The 15,866-nt window shown below is 70.1% G+C and carries 18 protein-coding genes and 1 pseudogene; 8 read left to right on the top strand and 11 right to left on the bottom strand.

Annotated features, from left to right (window positions below; all coding sequences use genetic code 11):
• Window positions 1-11: 11 nt before the first annotated feature.
• Complete coding sequence (locus tag OG946_RS18880; RefSeq protein WP_326797236.1) at window positions 12-1,544, bottom strand: ABC transporter substrate-binding protein; 1,533 nt, start codon at window positions 1,542-1,544, stop codon at window positions 12-14.
• A gap of 15 nt (window positions 1,545-1,559) precedes the next feature.
• On the bottom strand, window positions 1,560-1,943 hold the full coding sequence (locus tag OG946_RS18875) for a hypothetical protein (protein ID WP_326797235.1): 384 nt from the start codon (window positions 1,941-1,943) through the stop codon (window positions 1,560-1,562).
• A 74-nt stretch (window positions 1,944-2,017) separates the two neighbouring features.
• Between OG946_RS18875 and OG946_RS18870 the strand changes: the two genes are divergently transcribed.
• Window positions 2,018-3,220, top strand: a complete 1,203-nt coding sequence (locus tag OG946_RS18870) for an RNA-guided endonuclease InsQ/TnpB family protein (RefSeq protein ID WP_326797234.1) — start codon at window positions 2,018-2,020, stop codon at window positions 3,218-3,220.
• Window positions 3,221-3,255: 35 nt separating this feature from the next.
• On the opposite strand, the gene OG946_RS18865 is transcribed toward OG946_RS18870, so the two are convergent.
• From OG946_RS18865 to OG946_RS18855, 3 genes are all read right to left on the bottom strand, one after another.
• Window positions 3,256-4,191: a DUF6772 family protein gene (locus tag OG946_RS18865; protein ID WP_326797233.1), complete on the bottom strand. Its 936-nt coding sequence runs from the start codon at window positions 4,189-4,191 to the stop codon at window positions 3,256-3,258.
• Window positions 4,188-5,276, bottom strand: coding sequence for a hypothetical protein (locus OG946_RS18860; RefSeq protein WP_326797232.1), 1,089 nt, complete (start codon window positions 5,274-5,276; stop codon window positions 4,188-4,190). The genes OG946_RS18865 and OG946_RS18860 overlap by 4 nt, the downstream gene beginning before the upstream one ends.
• A gap of 215 nt (window positions 5,277-5,491) precedes the next feature.
• A complete protein-coding gene (locus OG946_RS18855; RefSeq protein WP_326800306.1) occupies window positions 5,492-5,776 on the bottom strand; it encodes a pyridoxal-phosphate dependent enzyme in 285 nt (94 codons plus the stop codon).
• Between the two features lie 38 nt (window positions 5,777-5,814).
• Between OG946_RS18855 and OG946_RS18850 the strand changes: the two genes are divergently transcribed.
• From OG946_RS18850 to OG946_RS18840, 3 genes are all read left to right on the top strand, one after another.
• Window positions 5,815-5,943 (top strand): peptide deformylase, encoded by a 129-nt coding sequence (locus OG946_RS18850; RefSeq protein ID WP_326797231.1) that lies wholly within the window; start codon window positions 5,815-5,817, stop codon window positions 5,941-5,943.
• Window positions 5,940-6,611 carry a GntR family transcriptional regulator gene (locus OG946_RS18845; protein WP_326797230.1) on the top strand — a complete coding sequence of 224 codons (672 nt, stop codon included), beginning with the start codon at window positions 5,940-5,942 and terminating at the stop codon, window positions 6,609-6,611. The genes OG946_RS18850 and OG946_RS18845 overlap by 4 nt, the downstream gene beginning before the upstream one ends.
• 106 nt (window positions 6,612-6,717) lie before the next feature.
• Window positions 6,718-8,199 (top strand): sulfatase family protein, encoded by a 1,482-nt coding sequence (locus OG946_RS18840; RefSeq protein ID WP_326797229.1) that lies wholly within the window; start codon window positions 6,718-6,720, stop codon window positions 8,197-8,199.
• Window positions 8,200-8,264: 65 nt separating this feature from the next.
• Here the strand turns inward: OG946_RS18840 and OG946_RS18835 are convergent.
• A pseudogene (locus OG946_RS18835) lies at window positions 8,265-8,393 on the bottom strand (alpha/beta hydrolase); the annotation flags it as partial.
• A gap of 247 nt (window positions 8,394-8,640) precedes the next feature.
• Between OG946_RS18835 and OG946_RS18830 the strand changes: the two are divergent.
• A complete protein-coding gene (locus tag OG946_RS18830) occupies window positions 8,641-9,384 on the top strand; it encodes a hypothetical protein (protein WP_326797228.1) in 744 nt (247 codons plus the stop codon).
• A gap of 221 nt (window positions 9,385-9,605) precedes the next feature.
• Window positions 9,606-10,976 carry a serine/threonine-protein kinase gene (locus tag OG946_RS18825; protein WP_326797227.1) on the top strand — a complete coding sequence of 457 codons (1,371 nt, stop codon included), beginning with the start codon at window positions 9,606-9,608 and terminating at the stop codon, window positions 10,974-10,976.
• 32 nt (window positions 10,977-11,008) lie between these two features.
• Here the strand turns inward: OG946_RS18825 and OG946_RS18820 are convergent, their stop codons facing one another.
• The 3 genes from OG946_RS18820 to OG946_RS18810 all read right to left on the bottom strand — a co-directional run bounded on the left by OG946_RS18820 (window position 11,009) and on the right by OG946_RS18810 (window position 12,977).
• The gene (locus OG946_RS18820) at window positions 11,009-11,149 is read right to left on the bottom strand and encodes a hypothetical protein (protein WP_326797226.1); all 141 of its coding nucleotides are present in this window, start codon (window positions 11,147-11,149) and stop codon (window positions 11,009-11,011) included.
• A 1,103-nt stretch (window positions 11,150-12,252) separates the two neighbouring features.
• On the bottom strand, window positions 12,253-12,750 hold the full coding sequence (locus tag OG946_RS18815; protein WP_326797225.1) for a hypothetical protein: 498 nt from the start codon (window positions 12,748-12,750) through the stop codon (window positions 12,253-12,255).
• Window positions 12,747-12,977, bottom strand: coding sequence for a hypothetical protein (locus OG946_RS18810; protein ID WP_326797224.1), 231 nt, complete (start codon window positions 12,975-12,977; stop codon window positions 12,747-12,749). Before OG946_RS18810 ends, OG946_RS18815 begins: the two co-directional genes overlap by 4 nt.
• A gap of 145 nt (window positions 12,978-13,122) precedes the next feature.
• Between OG946_RS18810 and OG946_RS18805 the strand changes: the two genes are divergently transcribed.
• On the top strand, window positions 13,123-13,956 hold the full coding sequence (locus tag OG946_RS18805; RefSeq protein ID WP_326800305.1) for a helix-turn-helix domain-containing protein: 834 nt from the start codon (window positions 13,123-13,125) through the stop codon (window positions 13,954-13,956).
• Window positions 13,953-14,219, top strand: a complete 267-nt coding sequence (locus tag OG946_RS18800; RefSeq protein ID WP_326797223.1) for a DUF397 domain-containing protein — start codon at window positions 13,953-13,955, stop codon at window positions 14,217-14,219. Before OG946_RS18805 ends, OG946_RS18800 begins: the two co-directional genes overlap by 4 nt.
• 50 nt (window positions 14,220-14,269) lie before the next feature.
• On the opposite strand, the gene OG946_RS18795 is transcribed toward OG946_RS18800, so the two are convergent.
• Both OG946_RS18795 and OG946_RS18790 read right to left on the bottom strand, forming a co-directional pair.
• A complete protein-coding gene (locus OG946_RS18795) occupies window positions 14,270-14,935 on the bottom strand; it encodes a ribonuclease H family protein (protein WP_326797222.1) in 666 nt (221 codons plus the stop codon).
• 380 nt (window positions 14,936-15,315) lie between these two features.
• The gene (locus OG946_RS18790) at window positions 15,316-15,783 is read right to left on the bottom strand and encodes a hypothetical protein (RefSeq protein WP_326797221.1); all 468 of its coding nucleotides are present in this window, start codon (window positions 15,781-15,783) and stop codon (window positions 15,316-15,318) included.
• Between the last annotated feature and the right edge of the window lie 83 nt (window positions 15,784-15,866).

Below are 15,866 nucleotides of genomic sequence, written 5' to 3'. Positions count from 1 at the left end.
CCGGCGCGGGGTCATCGGCGCCCCACCACGGCGAGGTCGGGCTGGTTGTTCGGGGCGGGGGTGAAGCCGGTCAGCTCCTTCGCGCGCCCGTACCCGGTGACGAGGGTGACGGGGAAGAGACCGACGGCGTCCGACCATATGGTCCCGCAGGCCTCGCCGTAGAGCGCGTCGCGTTCCTGGCCTTCGGGCGCACCGGCGGCCTGGGCCAGGACGGCGTCGAGTTCCCTGCTGGCGTAGCCGAGGCGCTTCGCCTCCGAGGTGTAGAGGCGGCCGATGGTGAAGGCGGCGTCGCCGGTGGTCACGGTGTTCGTCTGGAGGTTCATGTCCCAGTCGAGGCCGTTGAGCCGCTCCAGCCACATCGCCTTCTCGATGCTCTGCGGCTCGACCGTGACGCCGATGTCGGCCCACGCCGAGATCAGCGCCTGCGCCAGCTCCCGCGACAGCGGCCCGGTGGCGTCGAACCACATCATCGAGGTGGAGAACCCCCGCCCGAGCCCGGCCCGCGCCAGCAGCCGGCGCGCCTCGTCCGGGTCGTACGGCCAGGGCCGCTGCGGCGCGAAGCCGGCGACGGTCTCGGGTATCGGCGCGCGCATCTGCTTGCCGCCGCGGCCGAAGAGGGAGTCCACGATCTGCGGCACGTTCACGGCCTGGCAGAGCGCGCGGCGGACGTCGGGGTCGTTGAAGGGCTCGCGCCCGCAGTTGAACCAGTTGAAGTAGTACGTCCAGGAGGGCACCGACTCGACGGTGATCCCGGAGACCCCGGTGACCTCGGGCAGTTGGTCCGGCGGCACCGGCCAGAGCAGGTCGACGTCGCCGTTGCGGAGGGCGGTGATCGCCGTCGAGGTCTCCGCGATGTACGGCATGGAGACGGCGGGCAGCTCCGCCCGGCCGCCCCAGTAGTCGTCGAACCGCGCCAGCTCGACGGAGGTCGACGGGGTGAAGCCGGTGACCCGGAACGGACCGGAGCCGACGGGGCTCCGCTTCTGCTCCGGGTCCGCGACCAGCCGTGCGGGGACGATGAACAGGAGGGTGAGGTTGACCGGGAGCGAGCCGAGCGGCCCGTCGGTGGTGAAGACCACCGTGTGGTCGTCGGGCGCCTCGGCGCCCGTGACCGTGGCCCACAACGGGGTCTGCGCGGACGCAACCTGCTGCGTGTGCTTCAGGCACGCGACCACGTCGCGGGCGGTGACCTCGCTGCCGTCGTGGAAGACGGCGCCGCGGCGGAGCGTGAAGACCCACTTCGTGTCGCCCTCCCGCCGCCACCTGGTCGCAAGCCCCGGCGCCAGCTCCGCACCCTCGCGCCGTACGAGGGTGTCGAAGACCAGCCGCTTGACGATCAGCGACGCCTCGTCGACGGCGGTCGCGGCGTTGTACGGGTCCAGGTCGGTGACCGGCTGCCCGAACGCCGCGCGCAGCGCGCCGCTGGGCGCGGCGCTGCCGACGCCGCAGCCGGACAGCAGCACCGCCGTGGCGCCGAGTCCCGCCATCGCCAGGAAGTCCCGGCGCGCGGGGCCCCGGCCACTCGCTCTGCTCGCCCCGGTCATCTCACCACCTCCAGGTCAGGACTTGAGTGCCAGGTAGATCAGGACCTTGACGGACGAGGGCACGTCGCCGGAGTCCGCCGCGTCTCTCGCCGGCTCGTCGACGACGGTGCCGCGCAGCCGCAGCCAGCCGCCGAACCCCTCGGCGGGCCAGCTGTGCAGCGGCCCGTCGTCGGGGTCGACGGACTGCTCCGTACCGCGGTCGAGGTCGCACCAGTGCAGGCCGTCAGGCGAGATCTGGGTGCGTACGAGCATCCGCGGGGCGCGCCCCGAGGCGTCGAGGACGCGCACGAACCAGCGGGCCTCGCGGGCCCAGGCGGCCTCGTACGGCTCGGTGGTGAACTCTCCCGTCAGCGTCGCGTTGCGCTCGATGACGGCGGTGAAGGACTGTCGCATGGTCATGTGGCACTCACCAGTCCATTGCGGGTGCCGAGGGGAGACGTCAACTGTCAGTCCTTCCAGGTAGGTTCGAATGCATGACGACAGGAACGACCACGGAGGGCACCGGGTACGCCCGATACAGCTACCGTGTGCGCCTGTCGCGTACGGCCCGGCGCACACTCGAAGTCGAGTGGGACCGGTGCCGGTGGATCTGGAACGAGTGCGTGGCCCGGTCCAAGAAGGCGTACGCCGACGGTGAGAAAGTCGGCCCGGCCGCGCTCGACAAGATGCTGACCGAGGCACGCGCCCGAACACCGTGGCTCGCTGAAGGGGCGTCGGTCCCTCAGCAGCAGCTCATCCGTGACTTCGCCAAATCCCGCGCCAAGGCACTCAAGGACATCAAGGAACGCGCCCCGCGGCATTGCCGGGCAGGAATGCCGCGGTGGAAGAAGAAACACGAGGCGCGCCCGTCGCTGAACTACACCCGGCGCGGCTTCCGTCTGAAGGGCAGGCGCCTGCACCTGGCTGGCGGAATCGTGCTGAGCGTCGTGTGGTCGCGGGACCTGCCGGCCAGCCCGTCGAGCGTGCGCGTCTATCAGGACAGCACCGGAGGCTGGTACGCCAGTTTTGTCGTGGCCGCCCCGGCTGAGAAGCTGCCCGGCACGGGCCGCGTGATCGGCATCGACTGGGGTGTGAGGGAAACTGCCACGACCACCTCCGACTCCCACGACCTGCCGCACCCGAAGTGCGGCCAGACGGCCACGCAGAAACTCACCCGGTATCAGCGGATGATGGCCCGTAGGCGCCCCGCCAAGGGGAAGGCGGCGTCTAAGGGCTACCTTCAGGCGAAACGGCAGACCGCGAAGCTGCATAAGAAGGTCGCCCGGCAGCGGCAGGACACGGCCCGCAAGTGGGCCAAACGCGTGGTCCGTGACCACGACGTGCTCGCCGTGGAGGACTTTCGACCGAAATTCCTCGCCAGGACGTCCATGGCCCGCAAGGCCGCGGATGCAGCGATCGGAGCCACCAAGGCGGCCCTGGTGGAGATGGGCCGCAAGCACGGCCGTGGTGTCCATCTGGTGCACCCGGCTCACACCACGATGGATTGCGCAGACTGCGGAGCGAGAACCAAGCACGCGCTGCCTCTCTCGGAACGAACGTATACGTGCATCGCGTGCGGAGTGTCTCGCCCCAGGGACAAGAACTCCGCCCGCGTGATGCTCGTCCGGGCTGGTCTCAACCCGGCTGGTGCCGAGGGTGTAAGACCTCCGGGAGCGCTGCTCCCGGAGGCTGCCTGAGCCAGGAATCCCCTTCCTCCCGGAGGGGGAGGATGTCAACAGTCCACCGAGATCAGCACGGAGTCGAGGTACAGGAAGTTCCGCACGTCGGTGTGGGTGCGGACGGAGACGTAGAAGTTGAGCAGGTTCTGCAGCGACCCGTACTCCTCGTCGTACGGCGGGACCGGCACGTCGGACATGTCGTGGACGACGTCGTTGACCTGGAGTTCGACGTTGCTGCGGGTGCTGGTGTCGATGACCCAGCGCAGGTAGTGCCAGTTGACCTTGGTGGGGACCTCGTTGAAGCAGAGGTCCTGCCGCTCGCCGAACTGCCGCCAGTCGGCGGGGTCCGGGGCGGTGAAGTCCGCGGTCCGCGGGAGCTTGACCTTGCCCTCGAAGTGCTCGCGGGGCGTCGGCTCGGGGACCGTGGGGTACATCCAGCGGTGCTGCACCTCGTGGTCGAGATCGGTGTTCTGATAGCGCACGACGTTGTGGTAGCGCACGCCGTCGCAGATGTCGGTCGCGACGGTGAGCGCGCCGAACTGCTGCTCCGACGGGTGGTTGTTGGCGTCCCACCGGCCGCCGCCCGCGGCGGTCGCCGCGCCGTTCTCCGCCGAGGCGGCCTCCGCCTTGTACGCGAAGTACGTCTCGAACTGCACCCGGCCGCGGCCGGACATCGTCAGCCGCCGGATCGCCACGGCGGTGTGCCCGGTGACCGGCCGGGTGGCGACCTTCAGGGCGTACGTCCCGGACATGGCCCCGTGCGTGCCGACGTCGAAGAAGTTGCAGGAGCTGAGCTGCGGCGGCCGGAAGTCCGACATGTGCTCGTCGACGGTGTCGAGATCACCGTGCTGGTCGTGGTTGCCGATCAGCTCGATCCACCCGTGCGTCCCGGTGTTGAAGTCGTCGTGGACGAGGATGCGGCGCAGCGGGTTGAACTTCGCCAGCTTCGGGTCGAGCAGGCGCGGATCGGTGTGTGGTGCGGTCGTCACCGGTTTCCTTTCATGAGGCGGACGGTGGCGTAGGAGAGGTTGTGGTCGGAGCGCAGGAGTTCGGCCTGCGGCCCCTCGGTCGCGGTGGTCTGCGGGATCTGCACCCACTCGCTGACCTTCGTCCCGTTCCGGACGAAGAGGTGGTCGATCTTCTCGCCGAGGGGCAGCGGGATCTTGCCGCCGTTGTACGAGGCGTACTCGTCGCCGGTGACGCGGTCCGCGACCGCGAGCGCGTCGGTGAAGCCGACATCGGAGAAGGCGTCGATGGCGCTGGCGCCCTCGGCGGTGGAGCCGGAGTTCATGTCGCCGGCGAAGACGATGGGCAGGTTACGGGTGTGCTTGTTGCGGAGGGTCAGCTCCTCGGCGGTGCGCCTGGCGTCGGCGTAGCGGACCTCGTCCCAGTTCTTGGTCCAGCCGTTGGGGTCGGTGGCGCCGTTCTTGCGGTACTCCAGGTGCATGTCGACGACGACGAAGCGGGCGCCCGACCTCTTCTCGCGCAGCACGTTCCAGGTCATGGTCTTGCCGTAGATCTCGGTGGAGTCCGGCAGCCAGAGCAGGTCGTGGGGGAGTTCGCGGCCGCGCCTGTCGAGGTGGGAGTAGCGGGAGGCGTCGTAGTACGTGTAGCGGCCGGCGCCGGACTTGAGCGGGTAGCCCTTCTCGGGGTGCCGGGTGCCGGCGTAGTCGGCGGGGGCCTCGGCGTAGCCGTACTCCTTGAGGGCGGCGGTCAGCGGCGCGCGGAACGACTCGACGTCGACGGCGGGCTGGCTGGGCGTCGCGTTGTTGCCGATCTCCTGGGTGGCGACGACGCCGAGCCCGGCCGCGTCGATGTCCGCGGCGACGTCCGCGGCCCGGCCCTCGGCCCAGGGGCGCAGCTTGGTGGCGCAGTCGCGGCCGATGACGCGCTCGCACTCGGCCTTGGTCGGCAGGCACCCGTGGCCGCACACGTTGTACGTGCCGACCCGGACCTCCACGGTCTGCCCGGCCGCTCCGTGCCGACCGTTCTGCCCCTGGTCCTCCTGGTCTGAGGCCGCGGCAGCGGACCCGCCTAGCAGCGCGAGGGCTATCGCGACGCCGGGGACCACCACGGTGGATAGTGCACGCAATCTGGGACGCATCTCGGCTCCAGCCTCGACATGAACGTTAACGTGAGCGTTGCGATGGGCACGTTACGCATGCCGTGGCCGGAAGTAAACGGTCCGGACGCGACTACTTCGTGAAGAGACGGCGACAAAGCGCCGTCCCCGGCCTCGGGTTGGGGAGGCGCGGGGGCGGCGGGCGGGGCGCGGCGGGGCCGCCGGGGTCAGTCGGTCTGGACGGGCAACTCCGCGAGTTCGGCGAGGAGTCCGGGAGAGAAGTTGCTGCCGGTCACGATGGTCGCCAGGGTGCCGGGCCCGAAGCGGTGGTGGAGTGCGGCGGCGACGCCGAGGGCGGCGGCGGGTTCCAGGATCAGGCCCACGGTGTCGCGTACCGCCCGCAGCGCCTCGCGGATCTGGTCGTCGTCGACGAGCACCACGTCGTCCACGAGGCCGCGCATCCTGTCGACGGCCGCGGGCACGGGCACCCGGACGGCGACCCCGTCGGCGATGGTCCGGGCCTCGGGGGTGCTGACCGGCGCGTTCCGGTGTGCTCCAGCACGAAATCGACCACCTGGACGGCATCATGGCGGTCGACCGGATGATCTCGCCGAGCACCCTGTGCATGCGCTGGGAGTTCGAGCAACGCCACCGCGACGAAAGCCCGTACCAGCAATGACCACGTACCCCGCAGGCGCGAACGAGCCCATCGCCCGGGCTGAGCCGCTCCGCGAAGCCGTCTACCTCCGCATCGTCGCCCTCATCTCCGCGGGCGAGTACGCCCCGGGCGCCCCCCTCACCGAGGCCGGCCTCAGCCGCACCCTCCAGGTCTCCCGCACCCCCGTGCGCGAAGCCCTCCTCCGCCTCCAGGCCGAAGGCGTCCTCCAGTCCGCCCTGGCCCGCGGCTTCACCGTCCGCCCCCTCGTCCGCCGCGACGCCGCCGAGCTGTACCCCGTGCTGGCCGCCCTCGAAGCCCTGGCCATCCGTACGATCACGGCGCTCGACCCCGCCACGACGCAGCGGCTGCGCACCACGCTCGACGAACTCGAAGAGTGCGCGGACCCGGTACGCCGGTGGCAGCTCGACACCGAGTGGCACACGGCGATCGCCGCCGCGGCGGGCAACCGCCACCTGCTGGGGATGCTCACCCAACTGCGGACGAACCTGTCCCGCTACGAGCTCACGTACATGCGCGAGGTGAAGCACCGCGCGGAGGTCGACCACGAGCACCGGAAGGTCCTGGCGGCCCTCGCCGCAGGCGACTTCGCGCACGCGGCGGACCTGCTGGAGGCCCACTGGCACGACGGCATGCGCACGATCCTCGACTGGCTGGACGGACCGGATTAAATCGTCCGGTCATTGACGGGGTCCGGCGGGCGTTCGCATGGTGCCGGTAGCACTCCTCCTTCTCCTCCTCCTTCTCCGTACCGCTCACCGGAAAGGAACGGACGCTGTGACGTGCCCTACCGCGCCCAACATCGTGTTCGTCATGACCGACCAATTCCGTGCCGACTTCACCGCGGGCGAGGGGTTCGGTCTGGACACCATGCCCTTCCTCGACTCCCTCGCCGCCGGCGGCATGCGGTTCCGGCGGGCGTACACGACCGCGCCCGCGTGCGTGCCCGCGCGCACCAGCGTGCTGACCGGGCGGTGGCCCAGCGCGCACCGGGTGCGGCAGAACTCCACGCCGCAGGGGGTGGCGCGGGGAGACGACCTGCTCGATGTGCTCGGCGGTGCCGGGTACCAGCTCTTCTACGCCGGGAAGACGCACATGTACCGGGGGCGGAAGGAGTTCTTCGACGCCTTCTCCGGTCCCTACTGGCACGAGAGTGGCCCCGACGAGACCGTCGAGCAGCAGGACTTCGCGCGCTGGATGCGGTCCATCGACCACGGCCCGACGACGGAGGCGACGCCGTTCCCGGTGGAGCTGCAGTTCGCGCACCGGATCGTGTCCGACGCGATCGGGCAGATCTCCGCACGGGACCCGGGGAAGCCGTTCTTCTCGTGGATCTCCATGCCCGAGCCGCACAACCCGTACCAGGCGCCGGAGCCGTACTTCTCGCTCTTCGGCGAGGACGAGGTGCCGGCGCGGACGTGCGGGCCCGATGCCGCGGAGCGCAAGGGCGGGGCCTACAAGTGGCTGCGGGAGCTGGTGGAGGAGAAGCGGCCCGGGTACGACCGGCTCTGGCGGCGGTATCGCGCCACGTACTGCGGGATGCTGCGGCTCATCGACGACCAACTGCGCCGCCTCGTCGACCATCTGAAGGCACAGGACGTCTGGCGCGACACGCTGCTGGTCTTCTTCGCCGACCACGGCGACTACGTCGGCGACTACGGCCTCCAGCGCAAGGGCGCCGGGATGCCGGAGGTGCTGGCGCGGATCCCGATGGTCGTCCACGGCTGCGGGGTCGAGGCGCGGGACAACCGGCGGGACTTCGTCTCGCTCGCCGACCTGCTGCCGACGGTCTGCGAGGCGGTGGGGCGGCCGCTGCCGCTCGGGGTCCAGGGCCGCAGCATGTGGCAGATGCTGACCGGGGCGGACTACCCGGCGGCGGAGTTCGCGGACGTCGTCACCGAGCGGGGGTACGGCGGGCTGCCGTACCCGGACGACGCGCGGCCGGAGCTGCACTTCCCGTACGAGGGGACGACGTACGACGAGCTGAACAGCGTGACGCAGAGCGGGTCTTCGCGGATGCTGCGGCACGACCGGTACAAGCTCTACCAGCACGTGGACGGGGAGGCGGAGCTGTACGACGTCGCCGCCGACCCGATGGAGCTGCACGACCGCTGGAACGACCCGCGCCTGCGCCACGTCCGGGCGGACCTGACCCAACGCCTCCACCGCTGGTCCCTCCGCCTCACCGACGACCTCCCCGACGGCGCCTACGACCCCCTGCTCCCCCCACACAACTGGCACCGCCCCGACGCCGACTGACCGCGTGCGGCACGCGTGGAGCACGTCGTTCTGACCGGCTAGCCGCCCCAGGCCATGGTGGCCGCCAGCGGGTTGGCGGGGGCGACGACCGGATATCCCGCGCTCTTCAGCTTGTCCACCACCCCGTTCCAGCTCGACCCGTCGGCGAAGGCGCCGTGGACGAGGACGACGGTCGGCTGCTTGCGGTTCGACATGAGGAGCCTCCGTGGCTGGTTTCCTACCCCGCCGGGAGGCCCCGGCGACGCCCATGAAGCTAGCGCACAATTCCCTTGTGTGCAAGTTAGTTGTGCGCGAGCTGAACGGGCGGGGGCGCGCCCGTGATCCGTGTGCGCTGGAACGTTTTGGCTGTCCGATGCTCCGCAGGTAACGTGTGCGCCTCCTCCGGCCGAGCCAAGGTCAACCCCCGGGAGGCGCCCAGCAGTCGAGTGATCGAAGGTCGAGATGAAGTACGTCATACGTCGGCATCGCGTCGCCGTCGCGGTGGCCGGGACGGCAGCGCTGCTCGCGCTGACCGCCTGCGGCAGCGACGACGAGGGCGGCGGCGGGGCGAGCGGGGGTCCCACGCAGACGGACGCCGTCGAGGCGATGCGCGCCGCCAAGTCCGTGCACGCGGTCGGCGAGATGATCGTCGTCGCCGACCCCGCCCAGATCGACGTACAACTGGACGACAAGGGCAACTGCGTCGGCAGCGCCACGACCGACGACGGTGCCGTCGAGTTCGTCATGCAGGGCGACAAGGCGTGGATGAAGCCCGACGCCGCCTACCTGGACTCCGAGTACATGTACGACGCCGCGGTGATCGAACAGGTCGAGGGCTCGTACCTGGAGGAGACCAGGTCCGACGTCCAGTCGGCCATCACGGACCTCTGCAAGATCGACACGTATGTCGAGCAGACCGACAGCGTCGTGTCGTTCAGCCCCGGGATGACGCAGAAGGAGCAGACGAAGCACAAGGGCGTGGCGGTCGTGCCCTACGTGAACGAGGACCCCAAGACCAGCGACGGCGCCAGCATGAAGATCGCCGCCGAGGGCAAGCCGTACCCGGTGACCATCACGGACCCCGAGGGGGCCGAAGTCGACCTGGCGTTCTCGGCGTTCGGTGAGCCGGTGAAGCCGAAGGCTCCCGCCGCGGACTCGGTGCTGACGGAGGACCAGGTCTCGGACATCGAGTTCGAGGCGATGTAGCGGGCGGCCTCGCCGCCTCCGGGGGAAGCGGCGGCGGTACGGGTCGGGGGGGCTCGTACCGCCGCCGCTGGTCTTTTCCGGGCGGGGTCCTTTTCCCCGGGCGCCGCGGCCCGTTCCGCCCGGTCGCCCGTACGGCACCCGTTCGCCGACGGCCCGCGGGAACCCGCCGCCCGCGGGACGACCCGGAGGTCACGCCCGGGGTCACTGCCTACGATAGAGACATGGCTGGGGCGAGCGGTCTGCTGATCGCGGGCCGGTACCGGTTGGACCGACCGGTGGGTCAGGGTGGCATGGGCCGGGTCTGGAGCGCTCGCGACGAGTTGCTCGACAGACGGGTCGCGGTCAAGGAGATCCTGTTCGCCGCCGACGTCGGGGACAGGCAGCGGGAGAAGCAGCTACGCCGCATGATCGTCGAGGCCCGCGCCGCCGCCCGCCTCAACCACCCGGGCATCACCACCGTGTACGACGTCGTGGAGCACGACGGCGCCCCGGTGATCGTGATGGAGTTCGTCGCCGGCAGGTCCCTGGCCGCCGTCCTGCGGGAAGGCGGGCGGCTGCCGGTGCCGCGGGTGGCGGAGATAGGCGTCCAGGTCCTCGACGCGCTGGCCGAGGCGCACGCGGCGGGCGTGGTGCACCGCGACCTGAAGCCCGACAACATCCTGGTGACCGACCGGCGCGCGGTGATCACCGACTTCGGCATCGCCGCCATCGCCGACGCGGCGGGCCCCGAGGGCGCCGCGGGCCTGACGACCACCGGCGGCATGCTGGGCACGCCCGCGTACGCCTCCCCCGAGCAGCTGAACGGCGAACCGGCCACCGCAGCCTCCGACATGTGGTCCTTCGGCGCCACGCTGTACGCGGCCGTGGAGGGCCACCTGCCGTTCCACGGCGAGAACCTGTGGACGCTGCGCCAGGCCGTCTCCGAATCCGATCCGGCGCCCTTCCGGCACGCGGGCCCGCTGGCCCCGGTCCTCACGGCGCTCCTCGCCAAGAACCCCGCCGACCGCACGACCCTCGCCGCGGCGGCGGCGGAACTCCGCCGCCACACCCCCGGCACGCCCGCACCACCCCCGGCCCACCCCCGCAAGTCCCGCCGCCCCTGGAAACTCCTCCCCACCCGCCGCACCCACCACCCCACGTACGCCCCGCAGCTCCCCCCGACGCGGGTCATGCGGGCGGACCCCGTAGAAGAACTGGAACGCGCGGCGCGCGAACGGCTGCACAGCCAGGTGCAGGTGCACCTGGGCCTCCTGGACGTCATCGCCGCGGCGCCGCCCTCGGACGCGGACCTGCTGACCGGCCTGAAGAACCTCAAGGACACGCACACCCACCGGGTGGGCCGCATCCTGGCGGACGAGGAGCACAAGCTGCTCCGCTTACGCGACCTGGAAGACGAGGAGTCGCGCCGGGCGATGGAGCCGTACGCCGCCCATCACGGCGCATGGCTCGCCGCCCACCGCCGCGCGCTGGAGGCACTGGACGAGACCCTGGCGCTGTCCGCGACGCTCCTCACCGGCGACAGCCCGCGGCAGGCGCTGCTCGCCGCGGTGGACGCCTTCCGCAGCCACATGCTTGAACTCCGGTCCGACTGAGCGCGCGTGGCGGATACGGGTAGCGGCGCCCGTCATGCCACGTACGAGGCGGGTGCGTAGCACGTGCAGTTGTCGACCCGCGCGAGGTAATGTCCGCCCTCGTCACGGCTCACCGCATCCAGAAAGATCTCGAACTCCCGCGGTGCCTCCAGCACGTTGACGACCAAGGCCATTTCGCTGAGAAAGCGTCACATGTCATGCCGGACAGGCCGAGAGCACATCAACGCGTTCTCTTGCTGGTGGTCAATTTCGTCTGATGCTGGCCCTGCGGGGCGCTACTGCTGGCTGCTGCGGCCATAGCGTCGCCACCGGGCGGGGCGTTCCGGTGCTGCCCGGAGGTTCCGGAGGTGAGGGAACGGGCGTGGTCCTGCACCGGGTTCTGTGGGGGGTGGTGGTAAGCCGTCGGCTGGAAGGGTTGTGCGGGCGAGGAGTTGTACGGGCTGACAGTGAGGTCGAGGTCGGCCAGGCATACGGTGGCCGGCACGTGCGTGGCGTCCTCCGGCGCGTATCCGAACCCCGCGAACGGACGGGTCGTGTCGATGGGTCCGTGGAGCGCTTGGCTGGGCGGGTTGTCCGGCTGGCAGGCGGCTGAACTGCCGGCGGATGAGACTTGCCCGCCCGGCCTCCACCGACCTTGACCATCCTCCACAAGGCCGTGCCGCACCAGCGCCTCCCTCAGCACCTGCGGCATATCTCTGCGCGGTCGCACTCCAAGATTATGCAAGAAGCTACCGAGTTGGCACTCCACGACTATCGGGTCATGAACGTCTCCTCCAGCATCGCGAAGCGCGTCCCCTATAGTCTTCCGTTTCTGGCGAGGCAGGACTCCAATGTCTCGTTTATTCAATTCGTCCGCCCATTCGACGCCGTTTCTCTCCGGAGTGGCTGCAGCCAGTTTCCACCTCCCCGTCTTCTCGTCCGGATAGATCTCACGGAGGTGCCGACGGAACTCCTCCTGCAATTCGTCGCTTGGCTTAGTAGGGGCGCCTCTCTGCACCAGATTATTTATCGCCGCCTTCAGGTTGAATTGTCCCCCTTCCGGCAGAGTTACTGCCGCGGGTAGTACACCCGCATCCTGACTTCGCAGCGCACTCAGCAGGACGTGGTCGGGGGTCCTCTTCTTCGGCACAGGGTCCTCCTCCAGTGGGAACTGACGCCGGTACTACGGTGCTACGGGGCCACCGCCCCGGCGGTTCAACCAGCCGGGTGAGCAACAGGCGGATCTGCTGGGTCGCTGGGTCTGCTGGAGGGCAAAGAAGCGGCTACCCGGGAGCCTTCACAGATAGATCTGGCGTTCGCAGTCCCGGCAGTACGTCTTGCCGCCGCGCTTCTCGGTCCGCGGGTGCTCACAGCCCGCGGTCCGGCTTCCGGGGGCGCGGCGCCGGGGCAACGCCTCGACCGGACCGTCCACCGCCGTGAGGTGCCGCCCGCTGGCGGGCAGGGTGTGGGGCGGCGGCGCGTGGGGCGGGAGCGTGAGCGTGGCGTAGCGGGCGGCGCGGTGGCCGCGGCGGTCGTGGGCGTGGGCCTGGAGGCGGACCATGTGGTCCAGCTCGGCGATGCACGACCCGCAGGCGTACATCTCGCCGCCCGCCCCCGGCGTGATCACCGAGCCGACCCACAACACGGCCACCCCCTCGCGTCGGCAGAACAGCCAGCACACCCCCCGCACCCACGCGTTGCCGTCCCCGGCCCGCGCCACCGGCGGCCACGCCTCGCGCCACGGACGCTCCGCGGCGGGCAGGAACCCGTTGAGTTCCGGGCGGTCCGGAGTCACTTCGCGGCCTGCGGCCGGAGGGCGGCGGCGAGGGCGCGGGCGGTGGCGATGTTGCAGCGCCCGAGGTCGATCAGCCCGAGGGGAGCAGACCCGGTGCAGGAGACGGGATCGAGCCCCAGCGACGGCAGCACCACCCCGGCCGCCTTGAGCGCCTCCCGCAGTTCCTCACACGCCTGCCCGGCCTGCGTGACCCTGTCGGGCGTCTGGGCCCTGCCCTTCGTCGCCATGTCCGTCACTCCTGACTCTGCTTTCCGGCCGTCCCTCTTCCGGGGCGGATCATCACGTTCCGTGTCTCAAGCATCACCACTCTGACGTACTCTCAACAGGCGAAACGGCTTTCTCAAGCACCTGGAAAGAAGGTGAATGGAACGCATGACCGAGCCCTTATCCGAACGAAACGGTGAGCCCGGTAACGGTCTTGAGTGGTTCGGGCGCGAAGTGGCCGCGGCCCTGGCCCACAAGGGCGTCAACCAGCGCCAACTGGCTGACGCCACGGGCTACAAGGAGCCGTACGTGTCCAAGGTGAAGAACGGCAAGGCGCTGGCGTCGAGGTACTTCGCCGAAGGGTGCGACCGCTACTTCAACACGTCCGGTTACTTCGCCCGGCTGCTGGTCCGGGTGAGCGAGCGCGGGCATCCCGGCTGGTTCGTGCCGTACATCAATCTGGAGAAGCAGGCCAGCCGGATCGAGGACTACTCCAACGCCCTCATCATGGGCATGTTGCAGACCGCCGAGTACGCGGAGGCCACCTTCAGGGCCACGCACCCGCGGGAGACCGACGAGCAGATCAAGGCCAGAGTCGAAGCCAGGTTGGCCCGACGCGAGGTCATGGAGCGCGACAAGCCGCCGCTGCTGTGGGTGATCCTGCACGAGGCGACGCTACGGACCGAAGTGGGCGGCCGGGCCGTCATGGCCGACCAGCTCCGCCACCTTGCCTCTGCCGCAGGAAATCCCCACGTCACGCTTCAAGTTCTGCGCTTCGCCGCGGGTGCCCCTGGGTCGTCCCTACCGTTTACCCTGGTAACGCCAGAGGACGGGGTGACAGTCCTGTACTCGGAGAGCAGGGGGCGGCCGGGGCACGTGACGGACTCCGCTACGGCGGTGGACAACGCGCGCACGACGTACGACCGATTGCGGGCGTCCGCTCGCGACCCCGACGAGTCTCTGGCTCTGATTCGAGAGATCGCGGAGGAGTACGCCAGATGAGCAGCACGCATGGCATCCAGCCCCTGGAGTGGGTCAAGAGCTCGTACAGCGGCGGCGAAGGCGGCAACTGCGTCGAGGTGGCGTGGGTCAAGAGCTCGTACAGCGGGGGCGAAGGCGGCCAGTGCATCGAGTGGGCGCCGGAACACGCCGCGGCCACCGGTGAGTTCCTCGTCCGGGACAGCAAGGACCCCCACGGCCCCCACCTCACCCTCACCCGCGAAGCGTTCGCCGGTCTCGTGGAGTTCGCCAAGCGCCACGGGTGACCTCCCGCCCAGCCCCGACTGACCGGTCCCCGCCACGGCGGGGGCCGTTGTCATGCCTTGGCGCACTCCACGTGGCCCCAGCCCGCGTCGTTCCTCGCGATCGTCGTGCCCGCGGCGTAGGGCTTGCCGCAGCGGCAGCGGCCCGCGTACTTGGCCTTCAGCGTGCCGCCGCCCGGCTTGCCCCCGCTGCGGCGCTTCGGGGCCGCCTTGACCCGCGCCGGGGCGTCTTCCGCCGTCGGGAGCGGGGAGCCGTGGGCCGTGCCCGCGGGGTTCTGGGTGCGGGCCGCTTCGGCGGCTGCCGCGTCGGCGGCGGCGTTGTAGGGGTCGCCGCCGACCTGGTGCGCGCGGACGTGGACCAGCCGTACCTCGCGGCCCGCGAGGCGGTCGTCGATGCTGCGTACCAGCTCCTGGTTGGCGACCGGCTTGCCCGCCGCGGTCTTCCAGCCGCGTTTCCGCCAGCCCGGCAGCCAGTCGGTGACGGCCTGCATCGCGTACGTGGAGTCCATCCGCACCTCCAGGGGCACGGCCGGGTCCGTGGCTTCCAGGAGCCGCAGCAGGGCGGTCAGTTCGGCGATGTTGTTGGTCGCCTTGCCGAGCGGACCGGCCTCCCAGCGGGCGACCGCGCCGTCCGGGCCCGCCACCACCCACGCCCACGCGGCAGGTCCCGGGTTCGGACTCGCGGCGCCGTCGCACGCGGCGATGATCACGTCAGCCATGCGGGCGATTCTTCCATCCCGGCGCGCGCTCGCCTCACTCGGCAGGTTCGTCGGTGCCCTTCGCGCCCGGGACGACCGCGCAGGCGCACACCAACAAGATCGCCGTCAGCGAGTACCACCGGCCCCGCCGCGAGCGAGGGCCGGGCACCGAGTCGAGGCAAGGGCGCAGATCAGCAACCCGGCCGGCGTCAGCGGACCCCGCTTCACCAGCACGGCAGGGACAGGAGAAGACATGGCAGCCGGCACGGGCCACCTCGTGATCACTGGGCTTCCGACACCACAGCGATCACGAAGCCCGTGCCCGCTCTGCTATGCACCCCAACCGGTCGCTCCCCGACCAGCCGTACGGCCCCGGAACGTGCAATCGCCCTGGCTACGGATCACACGACGCAGGTGAACCGATCAGGGCAGAAACCCGTGGGCAATTCCAGCAGACGACAGGACTCCGCCGGTACAGCCCCCCAAGCGACGGTGACGTCAGATGACACACACCGGATCACCACATCAAGACAAGCGAGGACCAGATGCCTGAGCAGCTTCCTGCCGAGGTTGAAGACCGAATGGCGTGGGAGGAACAGCCTGGACAGCGTTATCTCGATGATCCTCCGCCGCGGAGCATGCGGGGGACTGACCCTCAGTTGCACCAGATCTTCGATCAAGCGAAGCAGGACGGCATTCAGCTCCGCGCCATCAACATGATCCAGATCGTGTCCGGGCTTGCGGCGACGGCACGCGAACGCGTTGCCTCCGGTACTGCACGACACGGCACAGACGTCGGAGCAGAGACGACCTTGTTGAATGACGTGCGTGTGGCTGGTCACAGCTTCGGCCTGCTGATCAGAGAGCACGGGTCGGAAGAGGCCGCCCTGGCATACCGGCAGAACACTTACAGGCCGGTAGAAACCCACGCCCAAGAACTCGCGCGGGCCGC

Origin of the sequence: Streptomyces sp. NBC_01808, assembly GCF_035917395.1 — a bacterium.
Classification (GTDB): Bacteria; Actinomycetota; Actinomycetes; order Streptomycetales; family Streptomycetaceae; genus Streptomyces.
This window is presented reverse-complemented; position numbering and strand designations above follow the sequence as displayed.

What these genes read in the sequence shown, in the direction of transcription:
- OG946_RS18810 (WP_326797224.1), bottom strand. Translation starts at nt 12,977, where the DNA reads ATGGCGACGAAGGGCAGGGCCCAGACGCCCGACAGGGTCACGCAGGCC.
- OG946_RS18800 (WP_326797223.1), top strand. Translation starts at nt 13,953, where the DNA reads ATGAGCAGCACGCATGGCATCCAGCCCCTGGAGTGGGTCAAGAGCTCG.
- OG946_RS18870 (WP_326797234.1), top strand. Translation starts at nt 2,018, where the DNA reads ATGACGACAGGAACGACCACGGAGGGCACCGGGTACGCCCGATACAGC.
- OG946_RS18875 (WP_326797235.1), bottom strand. Translation starts at nt 1,943, where the DNA reads ATGACCATGCGACAGTCCTTCACCGCCGTCATCGAGCGCAACGCGACG.
- OG946_RS18805 (WP_326800305.1), top strand. Translation starts at nt 13,123, where the DNA reads ATGACCGAGCCCTTATCCGAACGAAACGGTGAGCCCGGTAACGGTCTT.
- OG946_RS18845 (WP_326797230.1), top strand. Translation starts at nt 5,940, where the DNA reads ATGACCACGTACCCCGCAGGCGCGAACGAGCCCATCGCCCGGGCTGAG.
- OG946_RS18795 (WP_326797222.1), bottom strand. Translation starts at nt 14,935, where the DNA reads ATGGCTGACGTGATCATCGCCGCGTGCGACGGCGCCGCGAGTCCGAAC.
- OG946_RS18830 (WP_326797228.1), top strand. Translation starts at nt 8,641, where the DNA reads ATGAAGTACGTCATACGTCGGCATCGCGTCGCCGTCGCGGTGGCCGGG.
- OG946_RS18880 (WP_326797236.1), bottom strand. Translation starts at nt 1,544, where the DNA reads ATGACCGGGGCGAGCAGAGCGAGTGGCCGGGGCCCCGCGCGCCGGGAC.
- OG946_RS18820 (WP_326797226.1), bottom strand. Translation starts at nt 11,149, where the DNA reads ATGGCCTTGGTCGTCAACGTGCTGGAGGCACCGCGGGAGTTCGAGATC.
- OG946_RS18825 (WP_326797227.1), top strand. Translation starts at nt 9,606, where the DNA reads ATGGCTGGGGCGAGCGGTCTGCTGATCGCGGGCCGGTACCGGTTGGAC.